Consider the following 24,966-nt stretch of genomic DNA (forward strand, 5'->3'; position numbering starts at 1 on the left):
TGACCGGTACCGCCCCGGCGAGGGGGGTGCGGAAGATCCGCCACGGCCCCATGCGAAACTTTTCACATGAGTGCCTGCCGCGTCCCCCGACGACTCGCCAGTCATCGCCGCACCGCGCTGTTCGCCGCGGGAGCCGCGCTCGCCGCGCTGACGCTGAGCGCCTGCGGCGAGGGCACCTCGGGCGGTTCCGAACAGACCCAGTTCGTCGAGGGCAAGGACGGCGTCGAGCGGGTCGCCAAGGCGGACCGTAAGCCCGTACCCGACATCTCCGGCGAAACCACCCAGAGTGCGAAGCTGGACATCAAGGACTACAAGGGCAAGGTCGTCGTCCTCAACGTCTGGGGATCGTGGTGCGCCCCCTGCATCGCCGAGGCCCCCAACTTCGCCAAGGTCGCCAACGAGACCAAGGCCAAGGGCGTCCAGTTCGTCGGCATCAACACCCGCGACTCGCAGAAGTCCCAGGCGGTCAGCTTCGAGGAACAGCACAAGGTGCCGTACCCGAGCCTGTTCGACCCGACCGGCAAGCTGATGCTGCGCTTCCCCAAGGGCAGCCTCAACCCGCAGGCGATCCCCTCCACCATCGCCGTCGACCGGCAGGGGAAGATCGCCGCGCGGTCCATCGGCCCGCTCGGCGAGGACGAGCTGCGCAAGATGCTGCAGCCGCTGATCGACGAGAAGTGATCACATGATCACGCTCGCCGCCGCCTCCGGTGCCGCCGACACCATCACCTCGGGTGCGCTGCTCCTCGCCGTGCCCGTCGCCCTCCTCGGCGGACTGGTCTCCTTCTTCTCGCCCTGCGTGCTGCCGCTCGTCCCCGGCTACATGTCCTACGTCACCGGCGTGACCGGTACGGACCTCGCCGACGCCAAGCGCGGCCGGATGCTCGCCGGCGCCTCCCTCTTCATCCTCGGCTTCACCGCCGTCTTCGTCTCCACCGGCGCGCTCTTCGGCTTCTTCGGCAGCGTCCTCCAGGAACACCAGGACATCCTCAACAAGATCCTCGGCGTCCTGCTGATCCTGCTCGGCCTGGCCTTCGCCGGCATCCTGAAGAACTTCGGCCAGCGCGAACTGCGCTTCCACAAGAAGCCCGCCATGGGCCTGGCCGGCGCGCCGGTGCTCGGCGTGCTCTTCGGCGTCGGCTGGACGCCGTGCCTGGGCCCGACCCTCACCGCGGTCAGCTCGCTCGCCATCGACCAGGCCAGTGCCGGCCGCGGCGCCCTGTTGACCGTGGCCTACTGTCTGGGACTGGGCCTGCCCTTCATCGCCGTCGCGCTGGCCTTCCGCAAGGTGCTCGGCGCCTTCGGCTGGGTCAAGCGCCACTACGTGTGGGTGATGCGGCTGGGCGGCGGCATGATGGTCGTGCTCGGCGTCCTGCTCCTCACCGGTGCGTGGGCCGACCTGATGTCCACCATGCGGAGCTGGTCCAGCAGCTTCACCCCAGGGATCTGATCGATGACCACCAAGACCGACGCCGCCCGCGACGCCGACGACGCCGATGTCGGCGCCGCGGGCTCGCAGCTGTCCACCGCGCCCGAGGAGCCCGAGGAGGAGGCCTCCGAAGGGATCTCCCTCCCGTCCCTCGGGCCGATCGGCTGGGCCCGGTGGTTCTGGCGGCAGCTCACCTCGATGCGGGTCGCGCTGATCCTGCTGTTCCTGCTCTCCCTGGGGGCCATTCCCGGCTCGCTGGTCCCGCAGACCAGCATCGACCCGACCAAGGTCGAGCAGTTCCGTACCGACCACACCACGCTGGCGCCGATCTACGACAAGCTGGGACTGTTCCACGTCTACAGCTCGGTGTGGTTCTCCGCGATCTACCTGCTGCTGTTCATCTCGCTGATCGGCTGCATCGTGCCGCGTACGTGGCAGTTCGTCGGTCAGCTGCGCAGCCGCCCGCCGGGCGCCCCGCGCCGGCTGACCCGGCTGCCCGCGTACACCACCTGGCGTACGGACCGGGCACCCGAGGATGTGCTCGGCGCCGCGCAGCGGATGCTGAAGAAGCGCCGCTTCCGCGCCCACACCGTCGGTGACGCCGTCGCCGCCGAGAAGGGGTACCTCCGCGAGGCCGGCAACCTCGTCTTCCACATCTCGCTGATCGTGATCCTGGTGGCGGTCGCCGTCGGCAGCCTGTGGAAGTCCGAGGGCGGCAAGCTGATCACCGAGGGCGACGGCTTCGCCAACAGCCTCACCCAGTACGACAACTTCAAGTCGGGCGCCTTCTACGACACCGACGACCTGGAGCCTTTCGGCTTCTCCCTGAAGAGCTTCGACGCGTCCTACGAGCGCACCGGCCCCCAGAAGGGCACCCCGCGCGAGTTCCGCGCCAACATCTCGTACTTCCAGGGCGCCGACGGCCAGGAGCACCAGGGCAAGATCGAGGTCAACCACCCGCTGGAGATCGCCGACTCCAAGATCTTCCTGCTCTCGCACGGCTACGCGCCGGTCGTCGAGGTCACCGACGGCCGCGGCAAGAAGGTCTACAGCGGCGCGGTGCCGTTCCTGCCGCAGGACATGCAGAACTACACCTCCACCGGTGTGGTCAAGGTGCCCAACGCGCTCACCCCGGACGGCAAGCGCAACCAGCTCGGCTTCTCGGGCTTCTTCGTGCCGACGTACGGCGGCAAGGGCTCGGGCTCGATGTTCTCCACGTTCCCCGCGCTGGACAACCCGCGGCTCACGCTGACCGCGTACCACGGCGACCTCGGCGTGGACTCCGGACTGCCGCAGAGCGTGTACCAGCTGGAGAAGAAGAACCTCAAGCAGTACAAGCAGGACGGCCGCGCCGTCGCCCAGATGATGCAGCCCGGCGAGACGATGAAGCTGCCCGGCGGCGACGGCAGCATCAAGTTCGTCGGCGTCAAGCAGTGGGCCACCTTCCAGGTCTCCCACCAGCCCGGCAACGGCCTCGCGCTGATCGGCGCCATCGCCGTGCTGCTCGGCCTGGCCGGCTCGCTGTTCATCCAGCGCCGCCGGGTGTGGGTACGGGCCGTCCCGGGTGCCGACGGCGTGACCGTCGTCGAGATGGCGGGCCTCGGCCGCAGCGAGTCCGCCCGCCTGCCGGAGGAACTGGCGGACCTGGCGGAGGCCCTCGGGCCGGACGCGCCGCAGGCCGCCGGGACAGCGGCGGACCCCGATCCGGACGCGCCGCAGGCCGCCGGGGCAGCGGCGGACCCCGCCCCGGCCCCGGCCGCCCCGAAGAAACCCACCCCCACCGGCCCCGAGAACGCGGCGAAGCCCACCGGCTCCGCCGATGATCCTGCCGATCCCTCCGAAGGAGCGCGCGCGTGAACCTCGCTGCCGCAGCCACCAACGAGAACCTGGCCAGTATCAGCAACGTGCTGATCTACTCGGCCATGGCCGTGTACACCCTCGCCTTCCTCGCGCACCTCGCCGAGTGGGCCTTCGGCAGCCGCAGCAAGGTCGGCCGTACGGCCGCGGCCCTGACCGCCACGGTGCCCGCCCCCGCCAAGGCGTCGGCCCGCACGGCGGAGCAGGGCGGCGGCACCGCCGTACTGGAGCGCCCCAAGGTCGTCACCCGTGCGACGAACGGCAGCCGGGACGTCCCGGACGGCCCGGGCGCCGCGGGCGGCACCGAGAAGGGCGACCTGTACGGCCGGATCGCCATCTCGCTGACCACCCTCGCCTTCCTGATCCACTTCGGTGGCGTCCTCACCCGCGGCCTGTCCGTGCAGCGTGCCCCCTGGGGCAACATGTACGAGTTCTCCACGACCTTCGGCATGGTCGCGGTCGCCGCGTACCTCGTCCTGCTCGCCCTGAAGAAGAACGTCCGCTGGATCGGCCTCCTGCTGACCGCCACCGTCCTGCTGAACCTGGGCGTGGCCGTCACCTGGCTCTACACCGACAGCTCCCAGCTGGTCCCGGCCCTGCACTCGTACTGGCTGTGGATCCACGTCAGCTGCGCGATCATCTCCGGCGCCTTCCTCTACCTCGGCGCCGTCTCCACGCTGCTCTACCTCTTCCGCGACCGCTACGAGAGCAAGCTGGCCGACCCGTCCGGCAAGCAGCCCGGCGCCTTCGCCACCTCCGTGATGGAGCGCCTCCCCGCGGCCGCCAGCCTGGACAAGTTCTCCTACCGCGTGAACGCCACGATCTTCCCCCTGTGGACCTTCACGATCATCGCGGGCGCGGTCTGGGCCGGCGAGGCCTGGGGCCGCTACTGGGGCTGGGACTCCAAGGAGATCTGGTCCTTCGTCACCTGGGTCGCCTACGCCGCCTACCTCCACGCCCGCGCCACCGCCGGCTGGAAGGGCCGCAAGGCCGCCTATCTGGGCCTGTTCGCCTTCCTGACGTACATCTTCAACTACTACGTGGTGAACTACTTCTTCTCGGGACTGCACTCCTACTCGGGGGTCTGACCCGGTCGGAGCAGTCCCCCGGCGGAAACCCGTGCCGTACGCGACGGTGGCCTCATGGATCGTCTTGAGAGCCCCGTTCCGTACGGCACCGCCGTTTCCGCCGACGACACCCACACCCTCCGGTACGAGCTGAGCTTTCCCCAGCCTGTGGAGCGGGTCTGGGAGGCGGTGGCCACCCAGGAGGGGCTGCCGGGGTGGCTCGCGGCCGCTGAGCCGTTCGTACGGCGTGAGGGGGGCTCGATCACGCTGCGGTGGCAGAACACCGACGAGCAGGGGGTCGCGACGGTGGCGCCCGGGCAGGTCACGGGCTGGGGGCCGACCCGGCTGGCCGAGTACACCGTCGACGTCCACGGCCGGATCCGCTTCGATCTTCAGTCGCGTGGCGGTTCCGGCGCGGACGGAACCCGTCTGCGCTTCACCAACGAGTGCACCGGGCCGCCCGCCTTCCGCCTGGACTGCCTCGCCGGCTGGCACCAGCACTTCGAGTTTCTCGTCGATGCCCTCGACGGCCGCCCCAAGGACTGGTCCACGTGGAACCTGGAACGGTGGCGGGAGCTGCGCGCGGACTACGAGGCTGCCGGGGTTTCCGCGGGGGCCGCGTAGGGGCGCTCTTCGGGGAGCAGGGCGGCGGCGGTGGCCAGGTCGCCGCGCTGGACCAGGGCGTGGATCTCGTGGGCGAGCGGGGTGACGTCCCGGATGGCGACGGTCCACTCGTCGGCGTAGCGGCGGGACGCCTCGCCGGACAGGCCGAGCTGGAGCGAGCGGTGGGGCAGGGGAGAGAGATGGAGGTCGCGTTCGGGGTCCCACTGGATGCGGACGGGGGAGTCGCGCAGCTGCTGCTTCCAGGTGTCCCGGTCGGGGTGGACGGCGGGGTCGTAGTGGGACAGGCAGGCGTGGCGCAGCGCCCAGTCGAAGCCCGTGCGGTCGAGCTCGATGGCGAGGACACGTTCCTGGTCGGGCTTGGTGGCCCAGCCGCAGCGGTACATCATCCACAGGAACGACGGCTTGATCCACGTCATCCGCTCCCGCTTCCACGCGGGCGGGAAGCGGCCGTCGCGGGCGGCGGGGAGGCCGAGGGCCGGGCTGTATGCCTGGTAGACGGTGATGGTCGTGGGCGTGTGGAGAGCGCGGATGCGGCGGAGCGGTTCGGGGTGGGCCGCGGGCTCGGGGGTGTGGTTCAGGTGGTCGCTCTCGCTGTTCATGGGCGGTCAGTCTGCGTGCGCGGTGGCTCGGACGGCCACTGAATTAGGGCGGCGGCCCGGGGCGTCAGGAGGTGCCCTGCGCGTTGATGGCGTCCAGCTGGCCGCGCAGGTACGTGTGGGAATCCGGCAGGTCGCCGACGCGGGTGCCGGGGTCGCACTCGTAGAAGTAGACCAGGGACATCAGCTCTTCGCTGGGGACGTCCGGCGGGGGCGGCAGGACGCGGTGGCGGCCGGAGCGCCAGCGGCCGTCGGTCCAGTGGGCCATCAGGTCGCCGATGTTGACGGTGAGGGAGCCGGGTACGTACGGGGCGTCCTGCCAGCCGGTGCCGCCGTGCGCGGGGTCGGCCCAGATTTGGAGGCCGCCTTTGCCGTACTGCCGGTCCAGGACCGTGACCGTGCCGAAGTCGGTGTGCGGGCCGATGCGGAACTGGCCGGGCAGGGCCTCGCCCACCGTCTCCGTGCCCGGATACCAGTTGATGTTGAAGCCCCAGGTGGGGTGGGCGGTGTGCCGGGTGAAGCGGTCGGGGGCGGCGCCGAGCGCGGTGGCGAGGAGTTCCAGGAGCTGGTCGGAGAGGGTGCGCAGGGCGGTCAGGAGGTCCTGGACGTCGGTGCGGAGGGCGGGGACCTGGTGGGGCCAGATGTTGGGCAGGAACCACTCGGCGTCGACGGACGGGACGCCGGTCGGCTCCTCGGAGGCGAAGGAGAGGGACTCCTTCAGGTCCGGTGGGGTGGTGGTGCCTTCGGCGGCGCCGTTGGCCTCGGCGCCGGGGCCGAGCCAGCCGCGGCCGCCGACCTCGGTGGCGTACGGCTGCTTCTCCGCGGCGGGCAGGGTGAAGAACGTACGGGCGGTGCGGCGGATACGGTCGCGCAGCTCCTGGTCGATGCCGTGGCCGGTGACGAGGAGGAAGCCGGCGGCGCGCAGTCCGGTGTCGACGGCCTCGGCGATACGGCGGCGGGTGTCCGTGTCGCCGTCCCGCCAGTGGGTGAGGTCGACGGTGGGGACGGGGGAGGTGGGGGAGGCGGGGTCGGGGGCCGGGCGGTCACTCATGGCCGATGTCCTCGTTCCACAGCGCGGGCCGGGCGGCGATGAACTCGCGGAGCAGAGTTCTGCATTCCGCGTCGTCCAGCAGCACGATCCGTATACCGCTCTGCGCCAGCCAGGCGTGGCCGCCGTGGAAGGTGCGCGCCTCGCCGATCAGGACGTGCGAGATGCCGAACTGGCGGATCAGGCCGCAGCAGAACCAGCACGGGGCGAGGGTGGTGACCATCGTCGTACCGCGGTAGCCGCGGCGGCGGCCCGCGGCGCGGAAGGCGGTGGTCTCCGCGTGCGCGGACGGGTCGCCGTCCTGGACGCGCCGGTTGCGGCCGCGTCCGAGGACGGTGCCGTCCAAGTCGTACAGCGCGGCGCCGATGGGGATGCCGCCCTCCGCCAGTCCGGCCCGTGCCTCGGCGACCGCCGTCGCCAGCATCTCCCGCTCCCGGTCCCTCACGACGGCCACTCTCCTCGCCTCGGGACGGCCGGGCAACGCGTGGGACGTGATCAGGCCGGAGTGTGCGGTGGCGGGGGCGCGGGGAGGGCGCGCGGGTACGGAAGCCCGCGCCGGGGTCGTGGACGGGGCCGGGGCGCCGGTACGGCGGCGGGCGTGCCGGTGCGGTGGGTGGTGGTGTGCCGGTACGGCGGCGGGCGTGCCGGTGCGGTGGGTGGTGGTGTCCGGGTACGGCAGCGGGGCGCGTCGGTACGGCGGGCGGGGCATGTCGGCACGGCGGGGCAGGGCGCCCCCGTTACGCGGCGCGCAGCGTCAGCCCTTCGGCGGCGGGTTGCCGCCCTCGCCGTCCGCCGAACCGTTTTCCTTGCGCCGCAGTTCCTCCTCGCGGCGCCGCAGGTCGGCCTCCCAGTCCTTCAGGAGCGCCTCGTCCCGCCGGCCCTCGCCCTCGTCCTTCGGGCCGCCCTTCTTCTCGCCCTCCTCCTTCTTGCCCTCGTCCTTGAGCGAGCGCAGGAAGTCGGGGTTGTCGTCCGGCGCGACCCACTTCCGGGCCGCGCCGCGCCCGCCGCGGGGCCACGGCGACGCGGCGCCGCCCCCGGCGTGCTCACGGCGGGGCCGGCCGGCCACCAGCCACGCGACCGGCCCGATCAGCACCTCGCCGAAGAGCAGGATGATGAAGACCCAGGCGATCTTCGGCAGGCCGCGGACCTGGTTCTCCGGCGTGTTCAGGCAGTCGATGAACGCATAGATCCACAGCGCCAGGATCACGAGGAACGGCAGATACCTGAGCATTGCGGAAGCAGCCCCCCAGAGCTGACGGGCGGGCCTCGGCGGGGCCCGGTGACCCGTCCAGGGTAGTGCGTACCGGATACTGGAACGCATGGCTTATGACGACCTTCGCTCGTTCCTGCGCGCGCTCGACCGGGAGGGCGACCTCAAGCGGATCAAGGCCGAGGTCGACCCGTACCTGGAAGTCGGCGAGATCGTCGACCGGGTGCAGAAGTCCGGCGGTCCCGCGCTGCTCTTCGAGAACGTCAAGGGCTCGTCGATGCCGCTGGCGATGAACGTGTACGGCACCGACCGCCGGCTGCTCAAGGCGCTCGGCCTGACGTCGTACGACGACATCAGCGACAAGATCGGCGGACTGCTCCGGCCCGAGCTGCCGCAGGGTTTCGTCGGGGTGCGAGAGGCGTTCGGCAAGCTCGCGAACATGACGCACGTACCGCCGAAGAAGGTCAAGGGCGACAGCGCTCCGGTCCAGGAGGTCGTGCTCCAGGGCGACGACGTCGACCTGGACAAGCTCCCCGCGCTGTTCACCTGGCCGCAGGACGGCGGGTCGTTCTTCAACCTGGGCCTGACCCACACCAAGGACCCGGAGAGCGGCGTACGCAACCTGGGCCTCTACCGCCTCCAGCGCCACGACAAGCGCACCATCGGCATGCACTGGCAGATCCACAAGGACAGCCGCAACCACTACCAGGTGGCCGCCAAGCGCGGTGAGAAGCTGCCGGTCGCCATCGCCTTCGGCTGTCCGCCGGCCGTGACGTACGCCTCCACCGCGCCGCTGCCCGGCGACATCGACGAGTACCTGTTCGCCGGGTTCGTGCAGGGCAAGCGGATCGAGATGGTGGACTGCAAGACCGTGCCGCTGCAGGTCCCGGCCAACGCCGAGGTCGTGCTGGAGGGCTGGCTGGAGCCGGGCGAGATGCTGCCGGAGGGCCCCTTCGGCGACCACACCGGCTTCTACACACCGCAGGAGCCGTTCCCCGCGCTGACCATCGACTGCGTCACGATGCGGAAGCGGCCGCTGCTCCAGTCGATCGTCGTCGGCCGGCCGCCGACGGAGGACGGGCCGCTGGGCCGGGCAACGGAACGGTTCTTCCTGCCGCTGCTGAAGATCATCGTGCCGGACATCGTGGACTACCACCTGCCCGAGTCGGGCGGTTTCCACAACTGCGCGATCGTCTCGATCGACAAGAAGTACCCCAAGCACGCCCAGAAGGTGATGCACGCCATCTGGGGCGCGCACATGATGTCGCTGACCAAGCTGATCATCGTGGTCGACGCCGACTGCGACGTGCACAACCTGCACGAGGTGTCCTGGCGGGCCCTCGGCAACACGGACTACGCGCGCGACCTGACCGTCGTCGAGGGCCCGGTCGACCACCTGGACCACGCCTCGTACCAGCAGTTCTGGGGCGGCAAGGCGGGTATCGACGCGACGCGCAAGCTGCCCGAGGAGGGCTACACGAGGGACGGCGGCTGGCCGGAGATGGTCGAGTCGGACCGCGAGACGGCGGCGAAGGTCGACCGCCGCTGGAAGGAGTACGGGTTCTAGACATGAGCGCCGATTCAGCGACACCGGATCTCTTCGCCCCCGAACCCGCACCGCCCGGCAAGATCAAGGCCTTCCTGCGCCTGGTGATGATCGAGCACTCGGTCTTCGCGCTGCCCTTCGCCTACATCGCCTCGCTGACCGCGATGCACGGCTCCGACAAGAGCGTCCACTGGGTCGAGCTGCTGCTGGTCACCGTCGCGATGGTGGGCCTGCGGACGTTCGCGATGGCCGCCAACCGCATCATCGACCGGGAGATCGACGCCCGTAACCCGCGCACCGCGGGCCGCGAGCTGGTCACCGGCGCGGTGAGCGTGCGCTCCGCGTGGACCGGCGCCCTGATCGCCGTGGTGTTCTTCCTGGGCGCCGCGGCGCTGCTGAACCCGCTGTGCCTGGCGCTGGCGCCGGTCGCCGTGATCCCGATGGTGGTCTACCCGTACGGGAAGCGGTTCACGAACTTCCCGCACGCGATCCTGGGCCTCGCCCAGGCGATCGGCCCGATCGGCGCGTGGATAGCCGTCACGGGGTCCTGGTCCTGGGACGCGGTGATCCTCGGGGGCGCCGTCGGCGTCTGGATCGGCGGCTTCGACCTGATCTTCGCCTGCCAGGACGTGCAGGCCGACCGGGCGCACGGCGTGAAGTCCGTCCCGGCCCGCTTCGGCATCCCGGCAGCGCTGCACGGCGCCCGCGCCTGTCACGCCGTCACCACGGCCCTGCTGGTCTGGTACGCGCTCGCCACCCACGCCGGAGTGTTCTTCTGGATCGGTCTGGTGATCGTCGTGGCTGCCTTCCTCTACGAGCACACGATCGTGCGGCCGCACGACCTCTCCCGGCTCAACCGGGCCTTCTTCCAGGTCAACGGATTCATCGGGATAGCGCTGTTCGTCTGCGCACTGCTCGACCTGTTCGTTCGCGGTCTGACGGTCTGACGGAACCGGCCGGTTGGACGGTCTGACGGAACCGGCCGGGCTGACCGGTCTGGCGGTCCGGGCCGTGGCGCTCCGGGGGCGGCTGCCTCCGGAGCGTCGTACGTTCTGGCGGCCGTCGCCACCACCACCGCACAGTCCGGGCGCCGAGCCGCCTACGGGCCGCCCACGGGCCCGCCCGGGTTACGGGACCGCCCGGGTGTCCACCCCGGGTATCCGCTCGGCCGGGCGCTGCCGGAAGGCGAACGCCGCCAGGACGCCGCCCACCAGCCCGAAGAGGTGGCCCTGCCAGCTGATGCCGCTGTCGGTGGGCAGCGCGCCCCACAGGATCGAGCCGTACACCACGGCGACCAGCGCTCCGAGGCCGATGTCCAGCGGCTTGCGGTCGATGAAGCCGCGTATCAGGAGATAGCCGAAGAGGCCGAAGACGACGCCGGAGGCGCCGGCCGTGTTGCTCCCGGCGGGGGCGGTCAGCCAGACGCCCAGGCCGCTGGTCAGGGCTATCAGCAGGGCCACCCCGACGAAGCGGCGCAGGCCGACGCGGAACGCGGCGAGGAAGCCGAGGAGCAGCAGCGGCAGGGTGTTGGCCGTCAGGTGGTCGAAGCCGAAGTGGATGAAGGCGGCGGGCAGCACGTCGGCCAGCTCGCTCATCTCACGCGGCCGTACGCCGAAGGTGTCCAGCGCGTTGCCGGACGCGGCGTCGGCGATCTCCAGGACCCACAGCAGGGCGACCCAGCCGAGCATCAGTACGGCGGCGGGCCTGGCCCGCTCCAGCGCTCGCGTCATCATCCGCGGCACCTCCCCTTCCCCGTTCACTGGAACAAACGGCCGTGCGGGGTCCGATGGTTCCGCCGGATAGGCTCGAACCGTGGAACCGCAGGACGACAACCCCAGCCAGCCCGGCGTCGCAAGGCCCGGCGGGCCCCCCGCCCGCCCCGCCGCCGGGTCCGCCGACGTGCCCCGCCGCCCTTGGGTGGTGGGTGTCTCCGGCGCGTCCGGCACGCCGTACGCGGCGTCCGTGGTGCGCGGCCTGCTGGCGGCCGGCGAGGCGGTGGACCTGATCGTCAGCCGGGCCTCGCGGCTGACGCTGCTGGACGAGACGGGCATCTCCTTCCGGGACGCGCACTGGCGCGCGGACCTGCGGGAGTGGCTGGCGCGGGGCGCGGACGGCAAGCCGGGGACGTTCGGCATCACGGACGCCGACCTGGACCTGGTGCGGTACTGGCCGGCCGGTGATCTGGCCGCGGGGCCGTCCTCGGGCTCGTACCCGGTCAAGGGGATGCTGATCGTGCCGGCCAGCACGGCGTGTGTGGCGGGCGTGGCGCTGGGGCTGTCGAAGGACCTGCTCCAGCGGGTGGCGAGCGTGACGCTCAAGGAACGCAGGAGGCTGGTGGTCGCGGTGCGGGAGACCCCGCTGAACGGGCAGACCCTCAGGCATCTGGTGACGCTGGACGAGGCGGGCGCCGTCGTGGTGCCCGCCTCGCCGGCGTTCTACGCGGGAGCGACGCACATCCAGGATCTGGTGGACTTCGTCGCGGGCCGGGTGCTGGACGCGGCGGATGTGCCGCACCGGCTCTACCGGCGGTGGGAAGGGGAGCTCGGTTCGGGCTCCAAGGAGGGGAACTAGCGCTTCTCGGCGGTGGAGCCGTTGCGGCCGAAGCGGCGCTTGCCCTGGGTGGCGGCGGGACGGTGAGCACGAGAACGATTGGCCAGCTCCTGCAGCTCGCGCATGCGGGCGTAGGCCATCTCGATCGAGTACACGGTGACATCTCCTGGGAAAGATCGTCTTTGATCAACTGGGATTGACGGTTCTACAGGGTCGCAGCCCCTGTATGCCTTAGATTCTACATGTAAAAGCCGGGATTGCAGAGTGAATGGAAGGTCAGGGGCGTATGGATGCCGTAGATAGGCAGCTCATCCAGGCACTGCGGGAGAACGGCAGGGCCTCGTACGCGGAGCTGGGCCGGCTCGTGGGCCTGTCCGGGCCCAGCGTCACCGACCGGATCAACCGCCTGGAGGCGGCCGGCGTGATCACCGGTTACCGCGCGACCGTCGACGCGGCCTCGCTCGGCCTGGGCGTCACCGCCCTGGTCGGCATCTCGCTGTCGGACGCGGCCGACCACGAGGACGTGGCGATGCGGCTGCGCGACCTCGCGGAGATCGAGGACGCCTGGTTCATCGCGGGCGACGACTCGTACATGCTCAAGGTCCGGGTCGGCGACGTGGACGGGCTGGAGCGCACCATCCGCAGGCTCTCGGGCACCAAGGGCGTCTCCCGGACGCGCACCACCATCGTGCTCTCCACCAAGTGGGAGAACCGCGTGGGCGAGCTGCCCGAGGACGCGTAGGCGGCCGCCGCGCGACACGCGCGACCCCGCTCCCGGGCCTGTACGGCGGGCTCCCGGCCGTACAGGCATGGGGGCCCGGCCGGGCCGGAAAACGGGGGAGTACGCTCGGTGAAGCCCGATTTTGGCAGAGATATGGGAGGCGGCCGGATGACTGCATCCATGGATGTGGGTCTCAAGCGCGAGCTGGAGGACAAGGTCCGGTCCGGGGAGCGGCTGACCCGTGAGGACGGCATCGCCCTCTACGCATGCGACGACCTGGCGTGGCTGGGCGGACTCGCCCACGAGGTGCGCACCCGCAAGAACGGCGACGTGGTGCACTTCAACGTCAACCGTCACCTCAACATGACCAACGTGTGCACCGCCTCGTGCGCGTACTGCTCCTTCCAGCGCAAGCCGGGCGAGAAGGACGCGTACACGATGCGCATCGAGGAGGCCGTCCGCCTCGCCAAGGCGATGGAGGGCGACAAGCTCACCGAGCTGCACATCGTCAACGGCCTGCACCCGACCCTGCCGTGGCGCTACTACCCGCGCTCGCTCAGCGCCCTCAAGGAGGCGCTGCCCGACACGGTCTCCCTCAAGGCGTTCACCGCCACCGAGATCCACCACTTCGAGAAGATCTCCGGGCTGCCCGCCTCCGAGATCCTCGACGAGCTGATCGCCTCCGGTCTGGAGTCGCTGACCGGCGGCGGCGCGGAGATCTTCGACTGGGAGGTGCGCCAGCACATCGTCGACCACGACACCCACTGGGAGGACTGGTCGCGCATCCACCGCCTGGCGCACGAGAAGGGCCTGAAGACGCCGGCGACGATGCTGTACGGGCACATCGAGGAGCCCCGGCACCGCGTCGACCACGTGCTGCGGCTGCGCGAGCTGCAGGACGAGACGGGCGGCTTCCAGGTCTTCATCCCGCTGCGCTACCAGCACGACTTCGTGGACATGAAGGACGGCAAGGTCCGCAACAAGCTCCAGGCGCGTACGACGATGGCGACCGGCGCCGAGGCGCTGAAGACCTTCGCGGTCTCCCGGCTGCTGTTCGACAACGTCCCGCACGTGAAGGTCTTCTGGGTCATGCACGGCGTGCAGACCGCGCAGCTCGCGCTGCAGCACGGCGCCGACGACATGGACGGCTCGGTCGTCGAGTACAAGATCACGCACGACGCGGACAACTACGGCACGCCGAACAAGCTCACCCGCGACGACCTGCTGGAACTGATCCGCGACGCGGGCTTCCGGCCGGTCGAGCGCAACACCCGCTACGAGATCATCCGGGAGTACCCGGGCCCGGACGCGGAGCGTCGCGAGGCACCGCAGCCGATGCGGGTGTGACACCAGGGGCAGACGGGACGCCAGGGCCGGGCGGGACGGTCAGGCCGTACGGGACGGCAGGGCCGGGCGGGACGGTCAGGCCGTACGCGACGGCAGGGCCGGGCGGGACGGTCAGGCCGTACGCGACAGCAGATCCGTACGAGACGGCAGGGGCAGGCGAAACGGCAGGGACGGGTGTCACCCGAAGCGATTAGGGTCCGCACCATGGATCTCCGCTTCGACCTCGACCCCGCCGTCACCCCCGAACTGACCGACGGCATCCGCACGCTGTGGGCCGAGGTGTCCAACGCGGGCGGTGCCGTCGGGTTCGTCCCGCCGGTGACGGCCGAGGACGTCCGCCCCGACCTGCTCTCCCACCTGGTGGCCATGTCCGAGGGGCGCGCCCGCCTGATCGCGGGCCGCGACGCGCACGACGGCCGGGTGCTCGCCACCGCGTTCCTCCACCTCAACCAGCACCGCCTGATGAAGCACTGGCTGTGGGTCTACACCGTGATGGTGCACCCTTCCCTCCAGGGGCAGGGCGCCGGCCGCGCCCTGATGGCGGCCGTCGACGAGGCCGCCCGCGCGACCGACGGCATCAAGGGCGTCCGCCTCACCTGCCGCGGCGGCACCGGCGTCGACGGCTTCTACACCTCCTGCGGCTACAAGGAGGTCGGCCGGGTGCCGTCGGCCATCAAACTGGCCGACGACGACTACCGGGACGACATCACGATGTGGCGCGAACTGGCCTGACGGCGCGCCGCGTCCCGGCCCGCGGCAGGGGTCCGAAAAGATCACGAATCGGGCTGTGCTTGACTGGAGTCAGACCCTTTCGGTAGTCGTCGTGAAGAAGGTCCGCCCGTGAGTAGCCAGAAGTTCGCCACGCTCCGCTACACCGCCCTGCGTCTGGGGATCTTCGTCGTGTGCTTCGCGCTGGTCTGGGCGCTGGCGTACTTCCACGTCATCCCGCTCGGCGTGGGCAGCTCCAACGCCGTGTGGCTGCTGCTGCTCGCGATCGTGATCTCCGCGCCGCTGAGCTTCGTGCTGCTGCGCAAGCAGCGGGACGCGATGTCCGAGCAGATCGTGGCGAAGGTGGACCGGCAGAAGGCCCGCATCGCGGCCAACGCGCGCCAGGAGGACGGCCTCCTGTAGTCCGGCGACACCCCCGGCGGCGCTGTAAGGCGCCTCACAGCGACGGATGCCCCGTCGTGGAGCAACCCCTCCACGGCGGGGCATCACGCGTATCACCGGACACTCCGGACGCCGTCGACCTCCCCCTCCCAAAGAATTTCTTTGGGTTCCCCAAAGTTCAAGTGTTAACGTGTTCGACATGAAGACAGCAGCAGCGCACCACCACACCACGGGCGTCCCGCTCGTGGCGCGCCTGCACGTCGATCTTTGCCGCTGCATGTCCGCGGCCTGTTGCCGCCGCTGACTCCCTTCACCGCAGCGGCCGGAGATCCCGTACGGATCGATACGGACCTCCTTTCTCCTGGCGCTGTCCGCCGTTTCCTCACCTTTCGACGCCTGTCTGTCCCCGGAGTGTGTCCGTTGTCCACCACGTCTTCCGAGACCGAGCGGTCGCCCGAGACCGCCAGAACCTCCCGCCGCATACCCAAGGTCCCCTTCTGGGCCCAGATCCTGCTCGGCCTCGTCCTCGGCGTGCTGCTCGGCTGGATCGCCAAGAGCGGTGACGTCTCCTGGCTGAAGACCACCCTCGACACCATCGGCAGCCTCTTCGTCCAGCTGCTCAAGCTGGCCGTGGCGCCGCTGGTCTTCTTCGCCATCCTGGTCTCGATCACCAACCTGCGGCAGGTCAACAACGCGGCCCGGCTGGCCACCCGCACCCTGCTGTGGTTCATGGTCACCTCGCTGATCGCGGTCGCCATCGGCATGGCGATCGGCCTGATCAGCAACCCCGGCGCGGGCACCGGCCTGACCCCCAAGGACGGCAAGCTCCCCGAGCACGCCGGCTCCTGGATCGACTTCCTGACCGGGATCATCCCCAAGGACGTCGTCACGCCCTTCACCGACCTGAAGGTCATGCAGATCGTCTTCATGGCAACGGTGGCCGGCATCGCGGCCCTGAAGCTGGGCGACCGCGCCGAGCCGGTGCTGCGCGTGAGCCGTTCCGTGCTGGAGCTGCTGCAGAAGGCCCTGTGGTGGGTCATCCGCCTCGCCCCGATCGGCTCGCTCGGCCTGATCGGCTACGCCATCGCGGACTACGGCTGGGACCTGATCAGCAAGTACGCGACCTTCACCGTCGACATCTACGTCGGCTGCGCGATCGTCCTGTTCGGCGTCTACCCGCTGCTGCTGTCGGCCTTCGCCAAGGTGAGCCCGCTGCAGTTCTTCAAGGGCGCCTGGCCCGCCATCCAGCTGGCGTTCGTCTCCCGCTCCTCGGTCGGCACCATGCCGCTGACCCAGAAGGTCACCGAGCGCCTGGGCGTCCCGAAGGAGTACGCGTCCTTCGCGGTGCCGTTCGGCTCGACGACCAAGATGGACGGCTGCGCCTCGATCTACCCGGCGCTCGCCGCGATCTTCATCGCGCAGATCTTCGACGTCGACCTGGGCGTCGGCGACTACATCCTGATCGCCTTCGTCTCGGTCATCGGCTCGGCGGCCACCGCCGGCCTGACGGGCGCCACCGTCATGCTGACCCTGACCCTGTCCACCCTCGGCCTCCCCCTGGAGGGCGTCGGCCTGCTGATGGCCATCGACCCGATCCTGGACATGATGAGGACGGCTACGAACGTGGCCGGCCAGGTCGTCGTACCGATCTTGGTCTCGGCCAAGGAGAAGATCCTGGACCGCGACGCGTACGCCCGTGCGGCCGGCGTGGAGCTGGAGGACAGCGCGGTCACGGAGGCGGACGCGGAGCAGAAGGTATCGGTACCGGCGCCTGCCGGAGCCTGAACGCGGACACCGGCCGCGGGGCCGTATCGACCTGAACAGTGACCTGAACGCCGGACGGACCGGGGGCGACCCCGGCCCGTCCGGCGTTCAGCGTGCGGCGGCCCGGTCCTGCCCGGCTCAGCCGGCCTTCGCCGTATGCGCCAGAATCGCCTCCGCCAGCGGGCCCTGGACCTCCGGCGGCAGGGCGTGGCCCATGCCGGGGATCTCCACCAGGTGCGCGTGCCCGACGGCCTGGGTGAGGTGGTGCGGGTGCGGGGGCGGGAAGACCGGTTCGGCCGGGGCGCTGATGACCAGGGTGGGCACCTGGTTGGCGGCCAGGGCTTCGGTGCGCAGCATCCCCGAGTGGTCGGCGCGAGCGGGGGCGTCGGAGACGTCGTAGCGGCCGGTGTGCTCGATGATCCGGCGTTCCAGGGCGCGGTAGTGGGCGGGGTCGAAGGGAAGCTGTCCGCCGCTGAGGACCCGCCAGTGCTCCACGCGCCGGTCGAGTTCGGCCTCCAGGCCGTGGTCCTCCACGGGGCGGGCCCACATCTCCAGTACTTCCGGGGCGATGCCGGGCAGGTCGTCGACGGGGACCTGGACACCGTCCGGGCGGGTGTACGGGGTGGTGCTCATCGCGTTGGTGCCCATCAGGGTGGCGCTCAGGACCCGGTCGGGGTGGTCGGCGAGGGCGATCTGCGTCAGCATCCCGCCGAGCGACAGTCCCACCAGATGCGCCCGCTCGACGCCGAGGCCGTCGAGGACGCGGACGATGTCCTGCGCCAGGTCCGTGATGCGGTACGGCCGCTCGTCGAAGGACCAGGTGGAGCGGCCCGTGTCGCGGTGGTCGTAACGGATGACCCGGTGCTGGACGGCGAGCGCGTCCACGAACGGCTCCGGCCAGCCCAGGCCGGACGCCTGCGCACCCATGACCAGCAGCAGCGGGGGCGCGTCGGCCGGTCCGCGCCGGTCGGTCCACAGGCGTACGCCGGGAGCCGCCTCGACGAACTGCTGGTGTGCCTGGTGCATGGGGGAGTTCCTTCCGGCCGAATCAGCGAGACGAGTCGTATCGTCTCGCTAACGGAGCGATCGCGTCAAGAGGCGGCGGACAAGGCGGGAAAACGTAAACTTACTTGGCGGTAAAGGGGTGGGACGGAAGGGCAATGGGCGTGGGAGCTGTGAAGAGCAAGCGGATGCCGCGGGCCGTACGGGAGCAGCAGATGCTCGACGCGGCCGTGCTGACCTTCGCGCGGCGCGGTTACCGGGCGGCCTCGATGGACGAGATCGCCGAGGTGGCGGGGGTGTCGAAGCCGCTGGTCTATCTGTACCTGAACTCCAAGGAGGAGCTGTTCAGCGCCGTGATCCGGCGGGAGTCGGCGGCGCTCGCGGAGGCCGTACGGGCCGCGGTGGAGCCGGACGCGCCCGCCGACCGGCAGCTCTGGAGCGGGCTGAAAGGATTCTTCGCGCATACGGCCGAGCATCCGGACGGCTGGGCGGTGCTGCACCAGCAGGCCCGTACGCAGGGAGAGCCGTTCGCGGTCGAAGTCGCCGCGATGCGGGCGGAGATCGTCGAGTTCGTCACGGCGATGATCGGTGCGGCGGCCCAGGAGGCGGGCTGCGGACGGGAACCGGCCGCGCGCGAAGTCTCCGGCCTGGCGCACGCGCTGGTGGGAGCCGCCGAATCACTGGCCGACTGGGCCAACGGACGGGACGGCGGGGCGGTGCCGGGGGAGCGCCCGTCGGCCAAGGAGACGGCGGCGACGCTGATGAACTTCGCCTGGGCCGGGCTGGGCCGGCTGATGGACGGGGAGCGTTGGTCGCCGGGCGGGTGACGGATGGCCGCGCCGGGGTGCGGGGCCGGGGTGGGCCGTCTCTTCCCAGGGGTGCGCCGGGCCGCAGGGCCGGGGTGATCCGCCTCTTCCTGGGCGCGCGCCGGGTCGCCGACCCGGGGTGAGTCGGGTGCTCCCGGGCTGGGTGGGGCGGAGCAGGGGCGGGCCAGGCGGAGTCGAGCCGGGTTGGGCCGAGCCGGGTCGGACCGAGTCGGGTTGGGCCGAGTCGGGCCGGTAGGCGTCACACGTCCGTCTCCACCCGCCCCTCCAGGTGGACGCGGGGCCGCCGCCCCTCGGGCACGCCGCGCAACTGGAACGTGCCGCCGTTGCGCGTGGTCTCGTAGGCGTACGCGACGGTGGCGGGCAGCAGGACCGGGGAGCGGAATTCCGCCGAGATGCGCAGCGTCGCCGTACCCGGCAGCACCGCCTCGGCGGCGCAGCGCGCGAAGGTCCACATGCCGTGCGCGATGGCGCGCGGGAAGCCGAGCGGGCGGGCCGTCAGGGCGTGCAGATGGATCGGGTTGTAGTCGCCGGAGACGGCGGCGTGGCGGCGGCCGAGGTCGGCTGGCAGGCGCCATCGGGCGCGTACGGGCAGTTCCCGGGCGCCGCCTGAAGGGCCGGGCGGGGCGGAGGGGTTGGGAGAAGCAGGGGAGGCGGAGGAGCCGGGGGAGGCGGAGGCGCCGTCCCCGCGCGGCCCGCTGCCCCCGGGCGGCCGGTGCCGTGCCAGGTACGTGCTCCGGTCGTGCCACATCAGCGCGCCACCACGGCGCGCCTCGGTGGTCATCACCACCTCGGTGCCCCGGTGGTGCGGCCGCAACGCGCCCGCGAACACCGTCAGTTCGAGCGTGTCGGTCGGATGCAGCGGCGCGTACTGGGTGATCTCGATGCCGGTGTGCACCAGGCCGAGCATCGGCAGCGGGAAGTCCCGCGCGCTCATCAGCCGGGCGGCCAGCGGAAAGCCGAGGATGTGCGGATAGGTCACGGGCAGCGGCTCCGTGGCGTCGTACCCGCAGACCCGGGCGTACGTGGCGGCCCGGCCCAGCCCGATGCGGACGGCGGGCAGGACGAGGCGGGTGCGCGGCAGCGCGGCGTCCGGCCGCGGGTGCTTGCCGAAGCCGGTCAGCACGCCTTTGGCCAGTACGGACATCAGCCGCGGCGCGCGGGTCAGGCCGGTGGTCGCGCCGCCCGGTACGTCGGCCGCCATCAGGCGCCCGGCCGGCGGAGCGGTGTGCTCGGGCGGCGGTCCGTGCGAGGGGTGCGGAGGGGGCCCGGAGCGGCAGTGGCGGGAGGAAGACGGTGTTCGGGCATTGGCCAACTCCTGGTCCTCGCGTAAATTTACTTCGAAGTAAGGTTACTGTCGGGTCAGGTGTTGGTCGAGAGCGCGAACCTGCGGGCCGCGCGCCGCCCCCGGCCGCCCAACGGGCCTGCTCCTTCGGCCCGTTGACAGCCGCCGGTCGCTGTGCCGCGCCGGCCGCCGCGCCGCGCACACCCTGCGACCACCGTGAGACGAGGAGCCGCTCGTGTCCAGTCAGCAACGGCAAGGCGGGCCACCGGCGCCCGCTCCGGCGGAGCCGCGCACTTGGGTGCGGGACGGGGCCGTGCGGGAGGTGTCCGTACCGCCGCTGGTGGCGCCGGTGCGCACCGGTTCACTGGGAGACATCCCCTTCGACAACGCGGCGCAAGCGCCCGGCGAGGCCGTACTGGCGCGCAAGAAGGCGGGCGGTGACGCCGGGGGCGCGTGGCGGGACGTGAGCGCCGCCGAGTTCGCCGCCGAGGTGCTCGCCGTGGCCAAGGGCCTGATCGCGCACGGGCTGCGGGCGGGCGACCGGCTGGCCATCATGGCCCGTACGACGTACGAGTGGACGCTGATCGACTTCGCCGCGTGGGCCGCCGGGCTGGTCACCGTGCCCGTCTACCCGACCTCCTCGGCCCATCAGGCGCACTGGATCCTCCAGGACTCGGGTGCGGCGGCCTGTGTCGTGGAGAGCGTCGCGGAGGCCCGGCTGGTGAGCGGCGTCCGGACCGGGCTGCCCGGACTGCGCCACCTCTGGCAGCTGGACACCGGCGCCGTGCCGCAGATCGTGGCGGCCGGGCGGCCGGTGCCGGACGCGCTGGTGACCGAGCGGCGGGCTACCACCGGCCCGTCGGGCATCGCCACCCTCGTGTACACCTCCGGCACCACCGGCCGTCCCAAGGGCTGCGTCCTGACCCACGGCAACTTCTTCGCCGAGGTGGACAACGCGATCGAACTGCTGCACCCGGTCTTCCGGTCGGTCAGCAGCGAACCCGCCTCGACGCTGCTCTTCCTGCCCTTGTCGCACGTCTTCGGCCGGATGGTCGCGGTCGGCTGCCTGCGTGCCCGGGTACGGCTCGGCCACGCGCCCAGCATCCGTACCGAGGACCTCCTGGCCGACCTGGCCGCCTTCCGGCCGACGTTCCTGCTCGCGATCCCCTACGTCCTGGAGAAGGTCTACAACACCGGCCGCGCCACGGCCGAGAAGATGGGCCGGGCCGCGTCCTTCGACCGTGCCGCCACGGTCGCGCGGCGCTACGGGGAAGCCGTCGAGGCGAAGGAGCACGGCACGGGCGGCGGGCCCGGCGTGGCGCTGAAGGCGGCCCGGCGGATGTACGACCCGCTGGTCTACCGCCGTATCCGTGCCGCGCTCGGCGGCAAGGTCCGCTACGTGATCTGTGGCGGCTCCCCGCTCGGGCGGCGGCTCGCAGCCTTCTACGCGGGCGCGGGCATCGAGATCTTCGAGGGGTACGGGCTCACCGAGACCACCGCGGCCGCCACCCTCACCCCGCCGCTCAAGCCCCGGATCGGCACGGTCGGCCGGCCGCTGCCCGGCACCGCCGTACGGATAGCGGACGACGGGGAGGTGCTGCTGCGCGGTGGGCAGGTCTTCAGCGGCTACTGGGACGCGGCGACCGGCGGGCCGCTGCCGGCCGGGGACGTGGACGAGAGCGGGGCGGGAGGGCGAGCGGGAGCGGGTACGGGAAGGGAAGCGGCGGACGGTGGCTGGCTGGCGACCGGCGACATCGGCGCCCTGGACGCGGACGGCTATCTGACCATCACCGGCCGCAAGAAGGAGCTGATCGTCACCTCCGGCGGCAAGAACGTCGCCCCGGCCCCGCTGGAGGACCGGCTGCGGGCCCATCCGCTGGTCGGCCAGTGCATGGTCGTCGGCGACGGCCGCCCGTACGTCACCGCGCTGGTCACGCTGGAGCCGGACGGGCTGGCGCACTGGCGGCAGATGCGGAAGAAGCAGCAGGTGCCGCTGGCGGAACTGGTTCGCGACGAGGCGCTGCTGGCCGACCTCCAGGACGCCGTGGACGACGCCAACCAGCTGGTCTCGCGCGCCGAATCGATACGCCGGTTCACCGTGCTGCCGGTCGACTTCACGGAGGAGGCCGGCCATCTCACCCCCTCCATGAAGCTGCGGCGGGCCGCCATCGCGCGTGACTTCGGCGCGGAGATAAAGGAGTTGTACGGGAACGGTCGCGGAAACGGGCCGGGGTACTGATGCTCCGTTAACTGACCGACGGGTAACCTCGTAGGCGGCGCCGCCCGGCGCGGCCCGGCAGACCGGAACCCCGTGTCACCTCTGTGGGGGAAGTGGCACGGGGTTCCTCGCGTTGTCTTTCGTCGTCCGCTCAGCCGCAGTTGCCGTGCGCCGGCTTCCCGGCGAAGCGGCCCGCGAGCCAGTCGGCGGCCGGTACGGCACCCGCGACCGCGCCGACGACGTGCTCACCCAGCGGGATCGGGGCCCACCGCACCTCGGCGCCCTTGGCGCACCAGTCCGCACGCAGCTGCTTGCCGACGCCGTACGGAATCAGCTCGTCGAGCGTGCCGTGGTAGAGGAACACCGGCGCGTCCGGCTTGCGCGTACCGAGGTCCGACTCCCGCAGCCGCTGCTGCCAGTCGGCCTCGTACAGCGGGTTCTTGACCGTGACGTCGGAGATCTTCTTGAAGGCCCCGGCGATGGCGTCGATCGCCACGCAGTTCTTCTTCATGAAGCCGACGTAGTGCCGGCCCTTGTCGTTCAGGTACTTCGCCAGGTCCAGCTCCGGGAACGCCGCGTCCTGGCCGACGGCCGCCATCAGGATCAGGCCCGCGCCGACGTTGCCGTTGTTGAAGTCGGCGACCTTGAGCAGATCGGCCGGGACGCCGCCGGTCGCGGTGCCCTTGACCTTGAGTTCGGGTGCATACGTACTGTGCAGCTCGGCCGCCCAGCTGGAAGCCTGCCCGCCCTGCGAATAGCCCATGATCCCGACCGGGGAGTCCTCGGTGACGCCCGCGCGCACGGCACCGGGCAGCCGCTGCGCGGCGCGCGCGGCGTCCAGGACGGCCTGCCCCTCGGCGCGGCCGACGGTGTAGGTGTGGTCGCCGGGCGTGCCCAGGCCCTCGTAGTCGGTCACGGCGACCGCCCAGCCGCGGGCCGTGAGCTGCTGAATGAGGTTGGCCTCGACGGTGGTGCCCTTGGGGAAGCCGGCCGACGGCGCGCAGCTGTCGGCGAGGCCGACCGTGCCGACGGCGTACGTGACCAGCGGGCGCGGCCCGGTACGGCCGTCGTCCGGGACGATGACGGTGCCGGAGACGACGTTCGGGGTGCCCTTGGCGGTGGCCGAGCGGTACTCCATGTGCCAGGCGCGGGTGCGGGTCGGCTGGCCCGGCAGCGGGTGGAAGGAGGTGGGGGAGGACGTCACGATGTCGCCCGGTCGGGCAGCACCGGCCGGATGGGCGGACGTGGTGGCCGTGGCGCTCGGGAGGCCGAGCGAGAGGGCGAGTGCCGTGGCGGCGGTGAGGGCGGTAGTGCGCAGCGCGCGGGTGGCGCGGGTGGCGCGGGTGGCGCGGGTGGCGCGGGGGTGCACCATGCGGCTCTCCCAACGGTCCGGGGGGAGGTTCAGGACGGTTCAGCTGGGGTGACCGTAGGGACTCGGCGGTACGAACGGTGCTGACCGGGACGCTCAGCTTTGCTGACCCGGCGGAGCGCCCGCCGGCCCGCCCGCGGCGTGCGGACGCAGCCGGTACGCGCCCGGCGTGGTCCCCGTCCACCGCCGGAACGCCCGGTGGAAGGCGGTGTCCTCGGAGAAACCGAGCCGTGCCGCCAGCTCGGCGATCGGCTCCCGGCCCGCCGCCAGCGAGCTGATCGCCGCGTCCCGGCGCACCGCGTCCTTCAGGCGCCGGTACGAGGTGCCCTCCTCCTGGAGCCGGCGGCGCAGCGTCGCCGGGCTCACCGCCAGTCGCGCCGCGACCTCGGCGGCCTCCGGCAGCCGGGCCGGGCCCGCGGCCCGCAGGGCGAGGACGAGCGTGCGCCGTACCCGCTCGCTGACGGTCGTGCCGTACTCCCGGCGGCTCAGCAGGTCGGCGGGCGCCCGCCGCAGCATCGCCGTCAGCGCCGCCTCGTCCCGGACGACCGGCGCCGCCAGCCAGCGGGCGTCGAAGACCGCCGCGGTGCGCGGGGCCCCGAAGCGCACCGCACAGCCGAAGAGCAGCGCGTACTCGTGCGCGTGTGCGGGAACGGGGTGGGCGAAGCGGGCGTGGCGCAGCGGGATGCGGCGGCCGATCAGCCAGCTGGACAGCCGGTGCCAGATGATCATCACGGACTCGGCGAGGAAGGTGGCCTCGGGGTACGGGCGCAGATCGGTGCGGATCGAGAACTCGGCGGTGGCGGAGGTGGCACCGAGGCCGGACGTGGCGCCGAGGCCGGAGGCGGCCCCGTACGTGTATCCGTACCCGGAGCCGGTCCCGGCCCCGGAGGCGACCCCGTACCTGTATCCGTACCCGGGGCCGCTACCGGCCCCGGAGGCGGCCCCGGGCCCGTCGGAACGGGCCCTCACCGCGCCCTCCGTCTCCACCGTCACCGCCATCTCCGGCCCGCCCGGGAACAGCCCGTAGAACCGGACGGCCCGCTCCAGCGCCGTACCGAGATCGGGACAGCCCAGACAGGCGAGGCCCATCATGGCGAACGTGCCCCGGCGGCTGGGCAGCGGCCCGAGCCCCAGGAACTCGTCGCCCGTCGCCCGCTGCACCTCCTTGACCAGGAGCGCGAACCGGTCGGCGCCGACCCGGGCCCGCTCGTCCCCGAGCAGCAGCGGAGAGATCCGCGCCGCCTGCAACAGCGGCACGGTGTCCACACCCGCCCGCCGCGCACCGCTGAGCACGGCCCGCACATGGTGCACCGCGATGGTCGGCCCGGTCATGACCCTGCACGGTAGCCGCGGGGGCCGAAGAGGTCAGGAGGGGCGGCAGCGACACATTCCGGCAGCC

Annotated in this window: 25 protein-coding genes; 15 read left to right on the top strand and 10 right to left on the bottom strand. The window is 71.6% G+C overall.

The window, feature by feature from the left end; genetic code table 11:
- Window positions 1-66 precede the first annotated feature (66 nt).
- Genes OEIGOIKO_RS22620 through OEIGOIKO_RS22640 form a run of 5 tightly spaced genes read left to right on the top strand, consistent with a single transcriptional unit; the run spans window position 67 to window position 4,977 of the window.
- Window positions 67-681 carry a TlpA family protein disulfide reductase gene (locus tag OEIGOIKO_RS22620; protein ID WP_125055569.1) on the top strand — a complete coding sequence of 205 codons (615 nt, stop codon included), beginning with the start codon at window positions 67-69 and terminating at the stop codon, window positions 679-681.
- A 4-nt stretch (window positions 682-685) separates the two neighbouring features.
- Window positions 686-1,450 (top strand): cytochrome c biogenesis CcdA family protein, encoded by a 765-nt coding sequence (locus tag OEIGOIKO_RS22625; RefSeq protein ID WP_125055570.1) that lies wholly within the window; start codon window positions 686-688, stop codon window positions 1,448-1,450.
- A gap of 3 nt (window positions 1,451-1,453) precedes the next feature.
- The gene (gene resB, locus OEIGOIKO_RS22630) at window positions 1,454-3,286 is read left to right on the top strand and encodes a cytochrome c biogenesis protein ResB (protein WP_125055571.1); all 1,833 of its coding nucleotides are present in this window, start codon (window positions 1,454-1,456) and stop codon (window positions 3,284-3,286) included.
- Window positions 3,283-4,374 (top strand): c-type cytochrome biogenesis protein CcsB, encoded by a 1,092-nt coding sequence (ccsB, locus tag OEIGOIKO_RS22635; protein ID WP_125055572.1) that lies wholly within the window; start codon window positions 3,283-3,285, stop codon window positions 4,372-4,374. The genes resB and ccsB overlap by 4 nt, the downstream gene beginning before the upstream one ends.
- Before the next feature lie 54 nt (window positions 4,375-4,428).
- Entirely contained in the window at window positions 4,429-4,977 is a 549-nt protein-coding gene (locus OEIGOIKO_RS22640; protein ID WP_125055573.1) for an SRPBCC domain-containing protein, read from the top strand.
- Here the strand turns inward: OEIGOIKO_RS22640 and OEIGOIKO_RS22645 are convergent.
- The 4 genes from OEIGOIKO_RS22645 to OEIGOIKO_RS22660 form a co-directional block, all read right to left on the bottom strand.
- Entirely contained in the window at window positions 4,941-5,576 is a 636-nt protein-coding gene (locus OEIGOIKO_RS22645) for a DUF4291 domain-containing protein (RefSeq protein WP_125055574.1), read from the bottom strand. The genes OEIGOIKO_RS22640 and OEIGOIKO_RS22645 overlap by 37 nt on opposite strands.
- A 64-nt stretch (window positions 5,577-5,640) precedes the next feature.
- Entirely contained in the window at window positions 5,641-6,624 is a 984-nt protein-coding gene (locus OEIGOIKO_RS22650; RefSeq protein WP_125055575.1) for an isopenicillin N synthase family dioxygenase, read from the bottom strand.
- On the bottom strand, window positions 6,617-7,045 hold the full coding sequence (locus tag OEIGOIKO_RS22655; protein WP_125058872.1) for a nucleoside deaminase: 429 nt from the start codon (window positions 7,043-7,045) through the stop codon (window positions 6,617-6,619). Before OEIGOIKO_RS22655 ends, OEIGOIKO_RS22650 begins: the two co-directional genes overlap by 8 nt.
- Window positions 7,046-7,375: 330 nt before the next feature.
- Window positions 7,376-7,852, bottom strand: a complete 477-nt coding sequence (locus tag OEIGOIKO_RS22660; protein WP_125055576.1) for a PLD nuclease N-terminal domain-containing protein — start codon at window positions 7,850-7,852, stop codon at window positions 7,376-7,378.
- Window positions 7,853-7,940: 88 nt separating this feature from the next.
- On the opposite strand from OEIGOIKO_RS22660, the gene OEIGOIKO_RS22665 reads away from it, so the two are divergent.
- Both OEIGOIKO_RS22665 and mqnP read left to right on the top strand, forming a co-directional pair.
- Window positions 7,941-9,398, top strand: coding sequence for a menaquinone biosynthesis decarboxylase (locus OEIGOIKO_RS22665; RefSeq protein WP_125055577.1), 1,458 nt, complete (start codon window positions 7,941-7,943; stop codon window positions 9,396-9,398).
- Between the two features lie 2 nt (window positions 9,399-9,400).
- Window positions 9,401-10,324 (top strand): menaquinone biosynthesis prenyltransferase MqnP, encoded by a 924-nt coding sequence (gene mqnP / locus OEIGOIKO_RS22670; protein ID WP_125055578.1) that lies wholly within the window; start codon window positions 9,401-9,403, stop codon window positions 10,322-10,324.
- 180 nt (window positions 10,325-10,504) lie between these two features.
- Here mqnP and OEIGOIKO_RS22675 read toward each other — a convergent pair whose 3' ends face one another.
- Window positions 10,505-11,110 (bottom strand): rhomboid family intramembrane serine protease, encoded by a 606-nt coding sequence (locus OEIGOIKO_RS22675; protein WP_125055579.1) that lies wholly within the window; start codon window positions 11,108-11,110, stop codon window positions 10,505-10,507.
- 166 nt (window positions 11,111-11,276) lie between these two features.
- On the opposite strand from OEIGOIKO_RS22675, the gene OEIGOIKO_RS22680 reads away from it, so the two are divergent.
- Window positions 11,277-11,948 carry a UbiX family flavin prenyltransferase gene (locus tag OEIGOIKO_RS22680; RefSeq protein WP_125058873.1) on the top strand — a complete coding sequence of 224 codons (672 nt, stop codon included), beginning with the start codon at window positions 11,277-11,279 and terminating at the stop codon, window positions 11,946-11,948.
- Here OEIGOIKO_RS22680 and OEIGOIKO_RS41730 read toward each other — a convergent pair.
- Entirely contained in the window at window positions 11,945-12,082 is a 138-nt protein-coding gene (locus tag OEIGOIKO_RS41730; protein WP_170251817.1) for a hypothetical protein, read from the bottom strand. The genes OEIGOIKO_RS22680 and OEIGOIKO_RS41730 overlap by 4 nt on opposite strands.
- Before the next feature lie 131 nt (window positions 12,083-12,213).
- Between OEIGOIKO_RS41730 and OEIGOIKO_RS22685 the strand changes: the two genes are divergently transcribed.
- From OEIGOIKO_RS22685 to OEIGOIKO_RS22705, 5 genes are all read left to right on the top strand, one after another.
- Window positions 12,214-12,669 carry an Lrp/AsnC family transcriptional regulator gene (locus tag OEIGOIKO_RS22685; RefSeq protein WP_030017842.1) on the top strand — a complete coding sequence of 152 codons (456 nt, stop codon included), beginning with the start codon at window positions 12,214-12,216 and terminating at the stop codon, window positions 12,667-12,669.
- A 159-nt stretch (window positions 12,670-12,828) separates the two neighbouring features.
- Window positions 12,829-13,995: an aminofutalosine synthase MqnE gene (gene mqnE, locus OEIGOIKO_RS22690; protein WP_125058874.1), complete on the top strand. Its 1,167-nt coding sequence runs from the start codon at window positions 12,829-12,831 to the stop codon at window positions 13,993-13,995.
- A gap of 204 nt (window positions 13,996-14,199) precedes the next feature.
- On the top strand, window positions 14,200-14,727 hold the full coding sequence (locus OEIGOIKO_RS22695) for a GNAT family N-acetyltransferase (RefSeq protein ID WP_125055580.1): 528 nt from the start codon (window positions 14,200-14,202) through the stop codon (window positions 14,725-14,727).
- Window positions 14,728-14,835: 108 nt separating this feature from the next.
- Window positions 14,836-15,126 carry a DUF4229 domain-containing protein gene (locus tag OEIGOIKO_RS22700; protein ID WP_125055581.1) on the top strand — a complete coding sequence of 97 codons (291 nt, stop codon included), beginning with the start codon at window positions 14,836-14,838 and terminating at the stop codon, window positions 15,124-15,126.
- Window positions 15,127-15,525: 399 nt separating this feature from the next.
- Window positions 15,526-16,890: a dicarboxylate/amino acid:cation symporter gene (locus OEIGOIKO_RS22705; protein ID WP_125055582.1), complete on the top strand. Its 1,365-nt coding sequence runs from the start codon at window positions 15,526-15,528 to the stop codon at window positions 16,888-16,890.
- A gap of 117 nt (window positions 16,891-17,007) precedes the next feature.
- Here OEIGOIKO_RS22705 and OEIGOIKO_RS22710 read toward each other — a convergent pair whose 3' ends face one another.
- A complete protein-coding gene (locus OEIGOIKO_RS22710) occupies window positions 17,008-17,895 on the bottom strand; it encodes an alpha/beta fold hydrolase (protein ID WP_125055583.1) in 888 nt (295 codons plus the stop codon).
- Window positions 17,896-18,035: 140 nt separating this feature from the next.
- Between OEIGOIKO_RS22710 and OEIGOIKO_RS22715 the strand changes: the two genes are divergently transcribed.
- The gene (locus OEIGOIKO_RS22715; protein WP_371858956.1) at window positions 18,036-18,698 is read left to right on the top strand and encodes a TetR/AcrR family transcriptional regulator; all 663 of its coding nucleotides are present in this window, start codon (window positions 18,036-18,038) and stop codon (window positions 18,696-18,698) included.
- A 238-nt stretch (window positions 18,699-18,936) separates the two neighbouring features.
- Here OEIGOIKO_RS22715 and OEIGOIKO_RS22720 read toward each other — a convergent pair whose 3' ends face one another.
- A complete protein-coding gene (locus OEIGOIKO_RS22720) occupies window positions 18,937-19,842 on the bottom strand; it encodes a MaoC family dehydratase (RefSeq protein ID WP_125058875.1) in 906 nt (301 codons plus the stop codon).
- A gap of 373 nt (window positions 19,843-20,215) precedes the next feature.
- Between OEIGOIKO_RS22720 and OEIGOIKO_RS22725 the strand changes: the two genes are divergently transcribed.
- Window positions 20,216-22,219 carry an AMP-dependent synthetase/ligase gene (locus tag OEIGOIKO_RS22725; protein ID WP_125055585.1) on the top strand — a complete coding sequence of 668 codons (2,004 nt, stop codon included), beginning with the start codon at window positions 20,216-20,218 and terminating at the stop codon, window positions 22,217-22,219.
- Window positions 22,220-22,349: 130 nt separating this feature from the next.
- Here OEIGOIKO_RS22725 and OEIGOIKO_RS22730 read toward each other — a convergent pair whose 3' ends face one another.
- A complete protein-coding gene (locus tag OEIGOIKO_RS22730) occupies window positions 22,350-23,570 on the bottom strand; it encodes a lipase family protein (protein ID WP_125055586.1) in 1,221 nt (406 codons plus the stop codon).
- Window positions 23,571-23,663: 93 nt separating this feature from the next.
- Complete coding sequence (locus tag OEIGOIKO_RS22735) at window positions 23,664-24,899, bottom strand: AraC family transcriptional regulator (RefSeq protein WP_125055587.1); 1,236 nt, start codon at window positions 24,897-24,899, stop codon at window positions 23,664-23,666.
- Window positions 24,900-24,966: the final 67 nt, after the last annotated feature.

Origin of the sequence: Streptomyces paromomycinus (assembly GCF_003865155.1) — a bacterium.
Classification (GTDB): Bacteria; Actinomycetota; Actinomycetes; order Streptomycetales; family Streptomycetaceae; genus Streptomyces; species Streptomyces chrestomyceticus.